We start from the raw sequence: 13,742 nt of genomic DNA on the forward strand, positions 1-13,742 counted from the left end.
ATAGGGATGCCACAAAAACAAAGGGCACGACCTGTGAACAGGATCGTGCCCGATGTTAATCCTCTGACGGCAATGCCGCCAGACGATTACGTACTGCTTAAGCAGCCACTACGACAACGCGTACGGTCGCTTCTACGTCGCTGTGCAGGTGCACGGCTACGTCGAATTCGCCAACGTTGCGGATAGTGCCGTTCGGCAGACGAACTTCGCTTTTTGCAACTTCAACGCCAGAGGCGGTCAGTGCATCAGCGATGTCGTGGGTGCCGATCGAACCGAACAGCTTGCCTTCGTCACCAGCGGTGGCAGTGATAGTCACTTCCAGCTCAGCCAGTTGGGCAGCGCGAGTTTCGGCAGATGCTTTCTTGTCTGCGGCCAGTTTTTCCAGCTCGGCACGACGCTCTTCAAACGCAGCCAGGTTGGCAGCGGTTGCAGCGGTGGCTTTGCCGTAAGGCAGCAGGTAGTTACGACCGTAACCGGCCTTAACGTTTACTTTGTCGCCCAGGTTGCCCAGGTTGGCGACTTTTTCCAGAAGGATCAGTTGCATGTGGAAATCCTCTTAACTTTTAACCTTCACCGTTCGCAGGGCCATTGCCGGAATCTTTCGATACCCGGCGACCGCGAAAATCAATCAGGCTGTCGACAATGGCTATCACCACGAGCAACGGATAGATCAGCTGCATGAACACCAGCAGCGTGATGTACATCCCCACCAGCCAGAACCTGGACAGACGCTTTTCAGCGACCAGACCATGTATCAGTGCCAGCCCTGCGAATACCAGCGGTACGCTGCAGAGCGGTGTCAGCATCGCCATCTGCGGACCGAAATTCGGCCCGACCAGCATGCACACCAACAGCACCAACGAAGGCACCAGTGGGAGTCTCACGGCGCGAAATTCACGCCCGAAACCACCTGGGTTGTACAACAACGCTTGCCAGTAGCGCCCAAGAATCAGGCTCAGCACACTGACGATTTGCAGCAAGGCCGCTATCAGGCCATTCAGGACAGGTGCAATCAGCGCTCCCAGACGCGCGCGTTCTTCTACGTTCATTTGCTCGTAGAGCCCAGAGAGCATTGCCGGCAGGTGTTTCTGCAACTCCTGCGACATCGCTTCAATGGGTTCGCGAAAAACCGCACCCAGTACCACTGCGTACACCACACCCAACGCTACGCTGACCAGCAGCACGCGGACCCAGGACTCGCTGGCACGCAACACCATTGCCAAGCTCAGCGAACCGGCCAGCACCATCGCTGTACGCGGTTCACCGAAATACCACCAGACCAAAGCCGGCAGCAGAGCCCAGGACAGGACACCAACGGCATCACTGAACCCGCGCCGCAGAAGCACAAGGCAACCTGCGGCAGCACTCAACCAGAAAAACAGCGGCAATGCCGCACATCCAGCCACTACAAGAGTGGCTTGCATGCGGCCGCGCATGATGAATTCAGCCAGGGCACGCATGCTTTCTATCCCTTGTTACGTTTTGTCGACTACCTGGTCTCAGCGGCCGTGGCTGTCGGTGTAGGCCAGCAGGGCCAGGAAGCGGGCGCGCTTGATAGCGGTGGCCAGCTGACGCTGATAACGTGCTTTGGTGCCCGTGATACGGCTTGGAACGATTTTGCCGGTCTCGGATACGTAGGCTTTCAGAGTGTTGAGATCTTTGTAATCGATCTCTTTGACGTCTTCAGCGGTGAAGCGGCAGAATTTACGACGACGGAAGAAACGTGCCATGTAATTGGCTCCTCAAAAGGTCCGTGGATTACTCGTCAGCGTTATCGCTAACGTCGCTGTTGTCGCCGTCATCGCCATCGGCGCTGTCGGAGTGCTCAGGACGGTCACGACGCTCACGGCGCTCACTGCGGTTTTCTTCAGCCTTGAGCATCTCGGACTGGCCAGTAACGGCTTCGTCGCGACGGATGACCAGGTTACGGATCACAGCATCGTTGTAACGGAAGTTGTCTTCCAGCTCGGCCAGAGCCTTGCCAGAGCACTCAACGTTCAGCATCACGTAGTGAGCCTTGTGAACATTGTTGATTGCGTAAGCCAGTTGACGACGGCCCCAATCTTCCAGACGGTGGATTTTGCCGCCGTCTTCTTCGATCAGCTTGGTGTAACGCTCTACCATGCCGCCGACTTGCTCGCTTTGATCCGGGTGGACCAAAAAGATAATTTCGTAATGACGCATGAATGCTCCTTACGGGTTGTAGCCTGCCGCTGAAAGCGGTCAGACAAGGAGTGAATGACACTGTTGGTCTTGCTCAGGAACAGGCACGTGAGCGCCTGCCATGACAGCAAGGGGCGCAATTGTAGAGAAGGGGCGAGGGAGGCGCAAGGCAATTGGTGATTATTTGAGCAGATCACCACCACCCACGCGAGCAGATGATCGCTCCCACGCTCTTGCGTGGTAACGCTGCCCAGGACGCTCCGCGTCCGCGCCCGAATGTGACGCAGAGCGTCACGGGGGGAGGCATGCCCACGCGGAGCGTAGGCACGATCAATCAAAAGCTGATTATCAGCCTTTCTTGCCAGCCGACTTGGCGCTGCGCTGACGCAGCGCTTCGAACAGGCACACACCGGTGGCAACCGACACGTTCAGGCTACTGACACTACCCGCCATCGGCAGGCGCACCAGATAATCGCAATGCTCGCGGGTCAGGCGACGCATCCCTTTGCCCTCGGCACCCATGATGATAATGGTCGGGCCGGTCAAATCCTGCTGATACAGCTCCTGCTCAGCTTCCCCCGCCGTACCAACGACCCACAGGCCACGCTGCTGCAGTTTTTCCAGCGTACGTGCCAGGTTGGTCACAGCCACCAACGGAATCACTTCCGCAGCGCCGCATGCCACTTTTCGTACAGCCGGTGTCAGCGTTGCAGACTTGTCCTTGGGAACGATAACCGCCAGCGCACCCGCCGCATCGGCAGTGCGCAGGCAGGCACCCAGGTTGTGCGGATCGGTCACACCATCCAGCACCAGCAACAGCGGCGGGCCTTCGGTACGATCCAGCAGCTCATCGAGCATCGCTTCGCCCCAGACCTGGCTCGGACTGACATCAGCCACAACGCCCTGATGCACGCCCTCTACCCAGGCATCCATCTCGCGACGCTCGGCCTGGCCAATAGTGACGCGATTCTGCCCTGCAAGCTCAACCAGCACCTGGACGCGAGGATCGCTACGACCTTCCGCGAGCCAGATATGCTTGACCCGCTTCGGGTGATGACGAAGCAACGCTTCTACGGCATGCACGCCGTAGATTTTTTCCAGCTGACTCATGACTTGGCCTTGGGTTTACGAACGCTACCGCCTTTGGACGATGACGCGGCGCCCGTCTTCGACGAGCCGCCTTTGCGGTGTTTACTGGTCTTGCCCGAAGCAGGCGCGGAGCCCGACGCGGGCCTGTCAGACTTTCCCGACGATGCCTTGCTACCGCCCTTCGCTTCAGCCAGAAGGGCTTTTTTCATTTCGCGGCTCTTGCGCACTTCTGCGTTTTTCGCTGCGGCATCGCTCGGGCGATAAGCCTCGACCGGCGCTTCTTTGGTCGCCGCTGTACGACGCCCGGATTTGGCCGGAGCCTTTTCCTTTTCAGCGGCAGCAGCAGGCGCTGCGGTTTCCTGACCGCGGCGCTTGCGCCCAGGCGAGGATGTGGTCGCGGCAGATTTCTCGGAAATCTCGAAGTCGATCTTGCGCTCGTCGAGGTCGACACGCATGACCTTCACCTCAACCGTGTCACCCAAGCGGAAATTACGCCCGGTGCGTTCGCCGGCAAGACGGTGATGCAGCGGATCGAAGTGGTAGTAGTCGCCCGGCAATGCCGTAACATGTACCAGACCTTCAACGTAGATGTCGGTCAGCTCGACGAACAGACCGAAGCCGGTGACGGCAGTGATCACGCCCGGGAACGATTCGCCTACGCGGTCTTTCATGTACTCGCACTTGAGCCAGTTCACCACGTCACGGGTGGCTTCGTCGGCACGGCGCTCGCTCATGGAGCACTGCTCGCCCATCTGCTCCAGCAGCGCTTCGTCGTACGGATAGATGCGCGCTTTGGGAATGGCTGCAGCACCGGCACGACGCACATGCGGCGTGTCTTGCTTGGAGCGGATCACGCTACGAATGGCACGGTGAGTCAGCAGGTCCGGATAACGACGGATCGGCGAAGTGAAGTGCGTATAGGCTTCGTAGTTCAGACCGAAGTGGCCGTTGTTGTCCGAGCTGTACACAGCCTGACTCAACGAACGCAACATCACGGTCTGAATCAGATGGTAGTCCGGACGGTCGCGAACGGTTTCAAGCAGCGCTTGATAATCCTTTGGCGTCGGCCCGTCCTTGCCCTTGTGCAGCGTCAGACCCAGCTCGCCCAGGAAGGCACGGAGCTTTTCCAGACGCTCTGGCGGCGGACCATCGTGCACACGGTACAGCGCAGGGATTTCATGCTTTTTCAGGAATTCAGCGGTGGCAACGTTGGCCGCCAGCATGCATTCCTCGATCAACTTGTGAGCATCATTGCGCGTGGTCGGGCGGATCTCGGCAATCTTGCGCTCGGAACCGAAGATGATGCGGGTTTCCTGCGTTTCGAAGTCGATGGCACCACGCACATGACGCGCACCCAGCAGCACTTTGTAGAGCGCATAAAGCTGCTTGAGGTGCGGCACCACGTCGCCGTATTCACCACGCAAGCTCTTGGCTTCAGCGGTTTTCGGCTGTTCCAGAATGGTGCTGACCTTGTTGTAGGTCAGGCGCGCATGGGAGTGAATGACGGCTTCGTAGAATACGTAATCAGTCATTTCGCCGGTCTTGGAGATGGTCATCTCACACACCATTGCCAAGCGATCGACGTGCGGGTTCAGCGAGCAAAGACCGTTGGACAACTGCTCAGGCAACATCGGCACGACACGCTCGGGGAAGTACACCGAGTTGCCACGCACCTGGGATTCAGCGTCCAGCGCCGAGCCGATCTTCACGTAGCTCGATACGTCGGCAATCGCCACGTAGAGCTTCCAGCCTCCGGAGAACAGGCGCAGCTTGCCCGGCTTGGCTTCGCAATAGACCGCATCGTCGAAGTCGCGCGCGTCTTCACCGTCAATAGTGACGAAAGGCAGGTGACGCAGGTCGACGCGATGTTCCTTGTCCTTGTCTTCGACTTCCGGCTTGAGTTTGGCCGCTTCCTTGAGTACGGCTTCAGGCCATACATGGGGAATGTCGTAGGTACGCAGCGCGACATCGATTTCCATGCCGGGCGCCATGTAGTTGCCCACCACCTCCATCACATCGCCTTGCGGCTGGAAGCGCGGGGTCGGCCAGTGAGTGATTTTCACCTCGACGAACTGACCGACCTTGGCACCGTTGTTGCGACCCGGCGTGACCAGCACTTCCTGCTGGATTTTCGGATTATCCGGGACCACGAAACCGATGCCGCTTTCTTCGAAATAACGCCCCACGATCGTTTCGTGACCACGGGAAATGACCTCGACGATCACGCCTTCTCGACGACCGCGACGATCCAGACCGGAAACGCGCGCCAGGGCACGGTCGCCGTCGAACACCAGACGCATCTGCGCCGGGCTCATGAACAGGTCATCGGAACCGTCATCAGGGACCAGGAAGCCGAAACCGTCGCGATGGCCGGAAATACGACCGAGGATCAAGTCGAGCTTGTCCACTGGGGCATAGGTGCCGCGACGGGTGTAGATCAATTGAGCGTCGCGTTCCATCGCACGAAGGCGACGACGCAGGGCCTCGAATTGATCTTCAGTGGTCAGGCCGAATTCTTCGACCAGTTGCTCGCGACTGGCCGGCGAACCACGCTCGGCAAGGTGCTGAAGGATCAGCTCACGGCTGGGAATAGGGTTTTCATATTTTTCCGCTTCACGAGCGGCCTCGGGATCGAGGGACTGCCAATCGGCCATTAGATAGTTTTCACCTTGTATATATGAGGGTTAGTTTGGCATAGACCTAATGAAACGGGAAATTTCACGCTCAAACAGCCCATTAAAAAGCACACCGAGCTGCCCTGAAACGCCTGCTGCGCACCGCTGGCGAAATTTTTGGGCTTTTTTTCATCAACGGGCTTTACAGCCCAAAAGACGCTCCGTATAGTGCGCGCCATCGACAGGTTGATGCCTGAAGATTTGCCCAGATGGTGAAATTGGTAGACACGCCAGCTTCAGGTGCTGGTGACCGCAAGGTCGTGGAAGTTCGAGTCTTCTTCTGGGCACCAATTCAAAGCAGAAGCCTACAACAGGTTGATGCTTCACAAGAACCCGCGAAAGCGGGTTTTTGCATTCTGGGGTTTTGATTATTAAATCAAAACAGGGGTTTACAGAATAAAACGATCGCCGTATAGTGCGCCCCATCGGCAACGCAGACGTCGTCGATGCTGCCCAGATGGTGAAATTGGTAGACACGCCAGCTTCAGGTGCTGGTGACCGCAAGGTCGTGGAAGTTCGAGTCTTCTTCTGGGCACCAATTCAAAAAAACCGAGCCATTGGCTCGGTTTTTTGCTTTCTGATATCCGGATGACTCCCATCCGTATCAAGTGCGATATGCAGAAAAGGCAACCTGATCGCCCCAGAAGCGGTAACCGCTCCGACGGATGGATGGCCACCCGCCAGGCGTTCACTATGTTTTAAGCCCTGAACTGCCCCAGGCTTGCCTTTAATCTCACCGCGAGCTTGTCCAGCGTACGCCCGCTCGCCGTTGTCTCTACCACCGCCTGAGCAGCTTTCTCGGCCTGCGCGTGGATCACCTCAACACGCCCTCGCACAGCTTGTGCGCCCTGAGCCTGATGTTCGGCTGCACGTGTCGCCAGGCCAATGGCCGCATGAACCTGCTCGACCGAAACCTGTACGGTCTGCTGTAATCGTGCGCTGTCACGCAGCACGGCCAGGCCTTCTTTCGCTTGCCGGCCTGCCAGACCGATGGTTGCAACCGCTTCCTTGGCACCCGCCTGCAACTTGGTGATGTGCTCCTGAATATCCCCGGTGGAACTCTGTGTCTTGCTGGCTAAGGCGCGAACCTCGTCGGCCACTACGGCAAACCCACGGCCCGTTTCACCCGCGCGCGCCGCCTCGATGGCCGCATTGAGGGCCAACAGATTGGTCTGCTCGGCAATGCTCTGAATCACCTCCAGCACCACTTCGATCTGCTGGCTCTGTTGCGCCAGACGCTCAATGACCTGCGCACCGGTATCGACCTGCCCGGCCAGCGCCTCGATCAGCCCGCCCACCTGATTGGAAGTACGTGTGTTTTCATCGGTCGCCTGCTTGATATCGATCACCTGCCGCAGAGCCTCCTGCATCACATGGCTCTCAGCCTGAGCTTCATCTGCCATCTGCGCCAAGGCCTGCAGGCTGGCAGCCACTTCGTCGCGCTGCAAGGCGGCAGCGGCGTCGGCACCCGCGTTGCGCTGACTCATGGCGCCGATCTCGACACCTGTCAGCTGCGCCACCTCCCCCGCCTCACGAACGATAGGCTGCAGCTTGTCGATAAAACGATTGACTGCTGCCGACATGTCGCCGATCTCGTCATTGCTGTCGAGCTTGACCCGACGGGTCAGGTCCCCCTCGCCTGCGGCCAGGTCGTTGAGCGCAGCAATCAGCAGGTGCAGCTTGCTGACCACGCGGCGGCCCAACACGACGGCCAGTAACAGCAGCACGCACAAGCCAATCAACGCCAGCCCGACACCGATTTTCCAGCGCAACTCCTGCGCCGCCTGCTGAACCGCAGACCGGGTATTGCTGGCCATTGCCGTCGCAGCTGTCTGCGCCGACTCCAGCCGAGTGCGCAACGCTGCCGAACTGTCTTTAGAGGCACCGGCAAGACTTTCGGAAACCAGTTGCTCGCCACTGGTAATCAACGTAGCGAAGCGCTTGTCCAGCGCGGCGAGGTCTGCTTCGACCAGGGCCGTCGAAACCCCCATGCGCACCTTGCCGATCTCGACACCGTTGGGGCTGATAGAAGCCTCGACGTAGTAAACCGAGGAATCGTTTTTGGCCGCGTTGAGAATCTTGTCCATCGCCCGCTCGCCCTCCCCCTTGGCCAGCAGCGCTTTGACCAGTGGATTGTCGCGATTCATGTAACGCGTCAGGTGCTCACCAGCGGCATCGTCATACACCACGAACAGTACATTGGGATTACGCTGGGCGCGCCGGGCGAATTCAGACAATGTCGGCGTGTCGTTATCCCACATGGCTCGCGGCGCAACCGCCGCCAGCAATTCGGCCATGTCGGTCGCGGATTCCTTTAGGTCTTTTTCCAGCGTGGCGCGCAGTTGCGCCTGCTCCTCCTTCAGACGCGTGGACAGTCCGGTGCTGAGACGCTGACGGGTGCTGGCAGAAAGCGCATCCAGGCTGGATGTCACTTCATTACTCGCCCGCTCAAGCTCGGAAGACACATGTTGCGAATCTACCCCTAGGCGGTTGGCGAGATCCGCCTCAAGCGCGGTGACCGTGCTCCGGGTGAGCGCAACCGCGACCACCACCTGCACCAAAAGGGCAACACCGAGCGCGATGAACACCGGGCGCAGCAAACGACTTTGCAAAAGAGATAAAACAGCCGACACAGGAGAATCCCTCCAACCTGAGCGCCATTAAAATAGTGGCACTTTTCTGTCATTTGTATAGCAAGGCCCGTGCCGTGATGCAATTCACATTTTGTTTGTCCCTAAAGGATCGGACGCGGAGCGCTCTGAGAAGCATTCCCGCGCAGCGCGTGAAGAGCGATCATCGAGTGCCTGCAACGGATTGCGCCCATCGCTCCGCGTGGGCATGCAGCCCGTTGCGCTGAGCGTCACACTCAAATTGAAGCCAAAAAAAGGGCCGCACATGGCGACCCTTCTTTTTTGCAGCTAGCGACGCATTACGCGAACGGATGACGCAGAACGATGGTTTCGTTGCGATCAGGACCGGTCGAGATGATGTCGATAGGCGCACCTACCAGCTCTTCGACACGCTTGATGTAAGCGCGTGCGTTAGCGGGCAATTGCTCCAGCGTCTGAGCGCCCAGCGTGGATTCGCTCCAGCCTGGCATCTGCTCGTAGACCGGCTCCAGACCCAGGTAGCTGTCGGCATCGGTCGGCGCTTCGATGACGGCGCCGTTTTCGTTCTTGTAACCCACACAGATATTGATGGTTTCAAGACCGTCGAGCACGTCCAGCTTGGTCAGACACAGGCCCGAGATGCTGTTGATTTCGATGGCGCGACGCAGGATAACGGCATCGAACCAGCCGCAACGACGGGCACGCCCAGTGGTTGCACCGAATTCGTGACCGCGCTTGGCCAGAAACGCACCGACGTCGTCGAACAGTTCGGTCGGGAACGGACCCGAGCCCACACGCGTGGTGTAGGCCTTGGTGATGCCCAGAATGTAATCCAGGTACATCGGACCGAAACCCGAACCGGTGGCGATGCCGCCCGCGGTGGTGTTGGAGCTGGTGACGTACGGATAAGTACCGTGGTCGATGTCCAGCAACGAACCCTGGGCACCTTCGAACATGATGTCTTTGCCGTCGCGACGCATGTCATGCAGCGTAGCGGTGACATCCAGCATCAGCGGCTCGAGCATATCGGCGTATTCCATGCACTCGTCGAGTGTTTTCTGGAAATCGATCGCAGGCTCTTTGTAGTAATTGACCAGCACAAAGTTGTGGTAATCCAGCAACTCGCCCAGCTTGGACGCGAAACGCTCACGATGAAACAGGTCACCGATGCGCAGGCCGCGACGTGCAACCTTGTCTTCGTAAGCCGGGCCGATGCCGCGACCGGTCGTGCCGATCTTGAACTCGCCTCGGGCTTTCTCACGCGCCTGATCCAGGGCAACGTGATAGGACAGGATCAGCGGGCAGGACGGGCTGATGCGCAGGCGCTCGCGCACCGGAATACCCTTCTCTTCCAGCTTGATGATTTCGCGCAGCAGTGCGTCGGGAGCAACCACCACACCGTTACCGATCAGGCACTGCACGCCTTCGCGCAGCACACCGGACGGAATCAGGTGCAATACGGTTTTCTCACCATCGATCACCAGGGTGTGACCCGCGTTGTGGCCACCCTGATAGCGAACTACGGCGGTAGCATGTTCGGTCAGCAGATCAACGATCTTGCCTTTGCCCTCATCACCCCATTGGGTGCCCAGGACTACGACATTCTTACCCATAACACTCGTCCTCATTCACGCAAACTTGGTGCCGGCGGCGGCCGGCAGGAATACTCAAGAAGCCAGCGGCATTACCTGCCAGCGCTCGCCATGCTGAATCAATTGCCGGTCACAATCGGCTTCACGCGCCGCGCTCACCTGCTGCCCAGGCAATGCCTGAACGACACGCTGACCTTCGCTGCGCAACTGGCACACCTGCTGCCAGAGTGCCGCATCCGTGCTGTCCGGCATCCAGATGCCACCGGACGGTAAAACGATTTCTGCCTGCCCCAGCGTTACCAGGGTTTTCAGGTCAGTGGAAAAGCCGGTCGCCGGACGGGCACGACCGAAGTCGGCACCGATGTCGTCATAACGGCCGCCCTGAGCAATGGATTGGCCAACACCCGGCACGAACACCGCGAACACGACGCCCGTGTGGTAGTGATAGCCACGCAGCTCGCCAAGGTCAAAATACAGTGGCAACTGCGGGAAGCGAGCGGCGAGGCGGTCGGCAATGCTCACCAGATCATCCAGCGCAGCCAGCACTGGAGCAGGCGCACCGGCCAGACGATCACGGGCCGCAGCCAGCACTTCGTGACCGCCGCACAGATCAACCAGCGCACGCAGCATCGAGGCCAGCTCTTGCGGCAGATTGGCCGTCAGGGCTACCACTTCATCAATGGCCTTGCGCTGCATGGCATCGAACAACTGCTGCTCGACTTCGCCCGACAGACCGGCAGCACGCGCCAGACCGCGATAGATGCCGACATGCCCAAGGTCCATGTGTACATCCGGCACGTCAGCCATCTGCAGCATGGCGAGCATCAGGCTGATAACTTCGACATCGCTGCTCGGGCTTGCATCGCCATACAGCTCGGCGCCGAGCTGGATCGGGCTGCGGGAGGAAGACAAGGCACGCGGCTGAGCATGCAGAACGCTGCCTGCGTAGCACAGACGGCTTGGACCTTCACGCTTGAGCGTATGTGCGTCGATGCGCGCAACCTGCGGCGTGATGTCGGCACGAAAGCCCATCTGCCGACCCGACTGCGGATCGATAACCTTGAAGGTGCGCAGATCCAGATCCGAACCTGCGCCAGTCAGCAGGGACTCCAGATACTCGATATGCGGGGTGACGACGAACTCATAGCCCCAGCTCTGAAACAGATCCAACACCTGACGACGCGCTACTTCAATGCGCGCCGCTTCCGGTGGCAGTACTTCTTCGATGCCATCTGGTAGCAGCCAGCGGTCAACCGTTGCCATTACGCCTTTCCCCTGTGATCCGGGCGGCCAGCCTTGAAGCCAGCCTTGAGTGAAGCAGAAAGTGATGCGCTGTATGACGGGCACGACAAACGCCCGAGACAGGCCTTGCAGACCACTTTCCTCGAAAAATCTTGCCGATCGCCATACAGGCCCCGGCCAATCAATCGTGCAGACGCAAAAAAGCCGGGAATTTCCCGGCTGCCGCATGATACACACGTTTTACCGAACGATCACCCCACCGGACGGTTTTGCCGCCCGGCGGGTGATTTATTACAGCCTGATATTACGGCTTGGCTTTTTCCAGATAGCGAAAGAACTCGCTGTTCGGATCAAGCACCAGCATGTCGGTCTTGTTCGCGAAGCTTTCACGGTAGGCACGCAGGCTGCGATAGAACGCATAGAACTCCTGATCCTGACCGTAAGCCTTGGAGTAGATCGCAGCGGCTTGGGCATCACCATCACCGCGCGCCTCTTCAGACTCGCGATAGGCTTCAGCCAACAGCACACGACGCTGACGATCGGCATCGGCACGAATACCTTCGGCCAGCTCGTTACCCTTGGCACGGTGCTCACGGGCTTCACGCTCACGCTCGGTGCTCATGCGCTCGAACACGCTGCGGTTCACTTCTTTGGGCAGGTCGATGGCCTTGACGCGAACGTCCACCACTTCAATACCCAACTCTTTCTCGGCCATGCGATTCAGGGAACCGGTGATATCAGCCATCAGTGCGTCACGCTCACCCGACACGACTTCATGCAGGGTGCGCTTGCCGAACTGATCACGCAGGCCGGATTCCAGACGACGCGACAAACGCTCGTCGGCAATCTGCTTAAGACCGGAAGTCGCCGTGTAGAAACGCTCGGCATCCTTCACACGCCACTTGGCGTACGCATCCACCATCACGGCTTTCTTTTCCAGCGTCAGAAAACGCTGGGTCGGGGCATCGAGGGTCAGCAGACGGCCGTCGAACTTGCGCACCTGGTTCACATAAGGAACCTTCACGTGAAGGCCCGGCTGTACATCGGCCTGTACCACGCGACCAAATTGCAGCAGCACTGCACGTTCGGTCTGCGACACGATGTAGAAGCTGTTCCAGGCAATGACTGCCAGTACCACGCCAACAATTAGGGTGATCAGCGATTTATTACTCATCAGCGACTCTCCCTGGAACGTGCATCGCGCTGCTGAGTATCGACCGCTCGCACGCCGACATCAGGTGCAGTCGTGGATGAGCTACCGGCACTCGAAGCATTACCGGTGCTGCTGCGACTGTTTTCCATCATTTTATCGAGCGGCAGATAGAGCAGATTGTTCTGCCCTTTGTCACCGGTCACGAGCACTTTGCTGGTATTGCTGAAGACTTCCTGCATGGTATCCAGGTACAGACGCTGACGGGTCACTTCAGGTGCCTTGCGGTACTCGGCAACCAGTTTGGTGAAGCGGTCGGCCTCACCCTTGGCGCGCGAAACCACTTCGTCACGGTAACCGTTGGCGTCTTCAAGAATGCGCTGGGCCTGACCACGGGCTTCCGGGATCACACCATTGGCGTAGCTTTCAGCCTGGTTGCGGGCACGCTGCTCGTCTTCACGGGCACGGATAACGTCGTCGAACGCTTCCTGCACTTCACGCGGCGCGGCTGCGCTTTGAACGTTCACCTGAGTCACTGTGATACCAGTGCGATAGGTGTCGAGGAAACGCTGGAGGCGCTCTTTGATTTCGCTCGCCATCAGCTCACGACCTTCGGTCAGCACCTGATCCATTGCCGTGGAGCCCACGACATGGCGCAGCGCACTTTCAGTGGCGTGCTGCAGACTGATTTCAGGCTGATCGACGTTCAGGACGAAATCCTGAAGATTGCTGATTTTGTACTGCACGGTCAGCGGCACTTCGACGATGTTCTCGTCTTCGGTGAGCATCTGACCCTGCTTGCTATAGGCACGCTCGCGCGTCACGTTTTCCATGTACTTGCGATCGAACGGCGGGAAATAGATGTTCAGTCCCGGCCCCACGGTTTCGTGATACTGGCCAAAACGAAGCACGACAGCTTGTTCCTGCTCGTCAACGACGTAAATGGCGCTGTAGAGCCAGAAAGCGACAAGCACGACCAGAGCAATGCCGAGCAGACCGAAGCCGCCGCCTTTGCCTGAATTGCCACCGCTGCCGTCACCACTGCGTTTCTTACCGCCGCCGAACAACCCATTCAGGCTCTCCTGCAGCTTACGGAAGGCCTCGTCGAGATCAGGTGGTCCCTTGCGGTCGCCGCCACGGCGTTTTCCACCCCAGGGATCTTGATTATTCGAGTTGCCACCCGGCTCATTCCAAGCCATAGCGCTCTCCATCTGATAAAGCA

At 58.7% G+C, this 13,742-nt stretch carries 11 protein-coding genes and 2 tRNA genes; 2 read left to right on the forward strand and 11 right to left on the reverse strand.

Annotated features, from left to right (window positions below; all coding sequences use genetic code 11):
• Positions 1-97: 97 nt before the first annotated feature.
• From rplI to rnr, 6 genes are all read right to left on the reverse strand, one after another.
• Complete coding sequence (gene rplI / locus ALP40_RS23650; RefSeq protein WP_004883587.1) at positions 98-544, reverse strand: 50S ribosomal protein L9; 447 nt, start codon at positions 542-544, stop codon at positions 98-100.
• Between the two features lie 19 nt (positions 545-563).
• On the reverse strand, positions 564-1,460 hold the full coding sequence (locus ALP40_RS23655; RefSeq protein ID WP_122210563.1) for a hypothetical protein: 897 nt from the start codon (positions 1,458-1,460) through the stop codon (positions 564-566).
• Positions 1,461-1,499: 39 nt separating this feature from the next.
• On the reverse strand, positions 1,500-1,730 hold the full coding sequence (rpsR, locus tag ALP40_RS23660; RefSeq protein WP_002551829.1) for a 30S ribosomal protein S18: 231 nt from the start codon (positions 1,728-1,730) through the stop codon (positions 1,500-1,502).
• Positions 1,731-1,758: 28 nt separating this feature from the next.
• Positions 1,759-2,184, reverse strand: coding sequence for a 30S ribosomal protein S6 (gene rpsF, locus ALP40_RS23665; protein WP_004883583.1), 426 nt, complete (start codon positions 2,182-2,184; stop codon positions 1,759-1,761).
• Positions 2,185-2,511: 327 nt separating this feature from the next.
• Positions 2,512-3,273 (reverse strand): 23S rRNA (guanosine(2251)-2'-O)-methyltransferase RlmB, encoded by a 762-nt coding sequence (gene rlmB / locus ALP40_RS23670; protein ID WP_122210564.1) that lies wholly within the window; start codon positions 3,271-3,273, stop codon positions 2,512-2,514.
• Positions 3,270-5,906, reverse strand: coding sequence for a ribonuclease R (gene rnr, locus ALP40_RS23675; RefSeq protein WP_122210565.1), 2,637 nt, complete (start codon positions 5,904-5,906; stop codon positions 3,270-3,272). Before rnr ends, rlmB begins: the two co-directional genes overlap by 4 nt.
• Positions 5,907-6,130: 224 nt before the next feature.
• Between rnr and ALP40_RS23680 the strand changes: the two genes are divergently transcribed.
• Together ALP40_RS23680 and ALP40_RS23685 are read left to right on the forward strand one after the other, a co-directional pair.
• A tRNA-Leu gene (locus ALP40_RS23680) sits at positions 6,131-6,217 on the forward strand.
• A gap of 161 nt (positions 6,218-6,378) precedes the next feature.
• Positions 6,379-6,465, forward strand: a tRNA-Leu gene (locus tag ALP40_RS23685).
• Between the two features lie 160 nt (positions 6,466-6,625).
• On the opposite strand, the gene ALP40_RS23690 is transcribed toward ALP40_RS23685, so the two are convergent.
• The 5 genes from ALP40_RS23690 to hflK form a co-directional block, all read right to left on the reverse strand.
• Positions 6,626-8,560 (reverse strand): methyl-accepting chemotaxis protein, encoded by a 1,935-nt coding sequence (locus ALP40_RS23690; RefSeq protein WP_122210566.1) that lies wholly within the window; start codon positions 8,558-8,560, stop codon positions 6,626-6,628.
• Between the two features lie 296 nt (positions 8,561-8,856).
• Complete coding sequence (locus ALP40_RS23695) at positions 8,857-10,149, reverse strand: adenylosuccinate synthase (protein ID WP_122210567.1); 1,293 nt, start codon at positions 10,147-10,149, stop codon at positions 8,857-8,859.
• 54 nt (positions 10,150-10,203) lie between these two features.
• On the reverse strand, positions 10,204-11,391 hold the full coding sequence (locus ALP40_RS23700) for an ATP phosphoribosyltransferase regulatory subunit (protein WP_122210568.1): 1,188 nt from the start codon (positions 11,389-11,391) through the stop codon (positions 10,204-10,206).
• A 283-nt stretch (positions 11,392-11,674) separates the two neighbouring features.
• Complete coding sequence (gene hflC / locus ALP40_RS23705) at positions 11,675-12,544, reverse strand: protease modulator HflC (protein ID WP_122210569.1); 870 nt, start codon at positions 12,542-12,544, stop codon at positions 11,675-11,677.
• Positions 12,544-13,719, reverse strand: coding sequence for an FtsH protease activity modulator HflK (gene hflK / locus ALP40_RS23710; RefSeq protein WP_122210570.1), 1,176 nt, complete (start codon positions 13,717-13,719; stop codon positions 12,544-12,546). Before hflK ends, hflC begins: the two co-directional genes overlap by 1 nt.
• Positions 13,720-13,742 lie beyond the last annotated feature (23 nt).

Origin of the sequence: Pseudomonas viridiflava (genome assembly GCF_003702045.1) — a bacterium.
Classification (GTDB): domain Bacteria; phylum Pseudomonadota; class Gammaproteobacteria; order Pseudomonadales; family Pseudomonadaceae; genus Aquipseudomonas; species Aquipseudomonas viridiflava_C.

Bases quoted from the DNA above. Each gene is read 5' to 3' on its own strand.
- rplI (WP_004883587.1), bottom strand. From the start codon at position 544: ATGCAACTGATCCTTCTGGAAAAAGTCGCCAACCTGGGCAACCTGGGC.
- ALP40_RS23655 (WP_122210563.1), bottom strand. From the start codon at position 1,460: ATGCGTGCCCTGGCTGAATTCATCATGCGCGGCCGCATGCAAGCCACT.
- rpsR (WP_002551829.1), bottom strand. From the start codon at position 1,730: ATGGCACGTTTCTTCCGTCGTCGTAAATTCTGCCGCTTCACCGCTGAA.
- rpsF (WP_004883583.1), bottom strand. From the start codon at position 2,184: ATGCGTCATTACGAAATTATCTTTTTGGTCCACCCGGATCAAAGCGAG.
- rlmB (WP_122210564.1), bottom strand. From the start codon at position 3,273: ATGAGTCAGCTGGAAAAAATCTACGGCGTGCATGCCGTAGAAGCGTTG.
- rnr (WP_122210565.1), bottom strand. From the start codon at position 5,906: ATGGCCGATTGGCAGTCCCTCGATCCCGAGGCCGCTCGTGAAGCGGAA.
- ALP40_RS23695 (WP_122210567.1), bottom strand. From the start codon at position 10,149: ATGGGTAAGAATGTCGTAGTCCTGGGCACCCAATGGGGTGATGAGGGC.
- ALP40_RS23700 (WP_122210568.1), bottom strand. From the start codon at position 11,391: ATGGCAACGGTTGACCGCTGGCTGCTACCAGATGGCATCGAAGAAGTA.
- hflC (WP_122210569.1), bottom strand. From the start codon at position 12,544: ATGAGTAATAAATCGCTGATCACCCTAATTGTTGGCGTGGTACTGGCA.
- hflK (WP_122210570.1), bottom strand. From the start codon at position 13,719: ATGGCTTGGAATGAGCCGGGTGGCAACTCGAATAATCAAGATCCCTGG.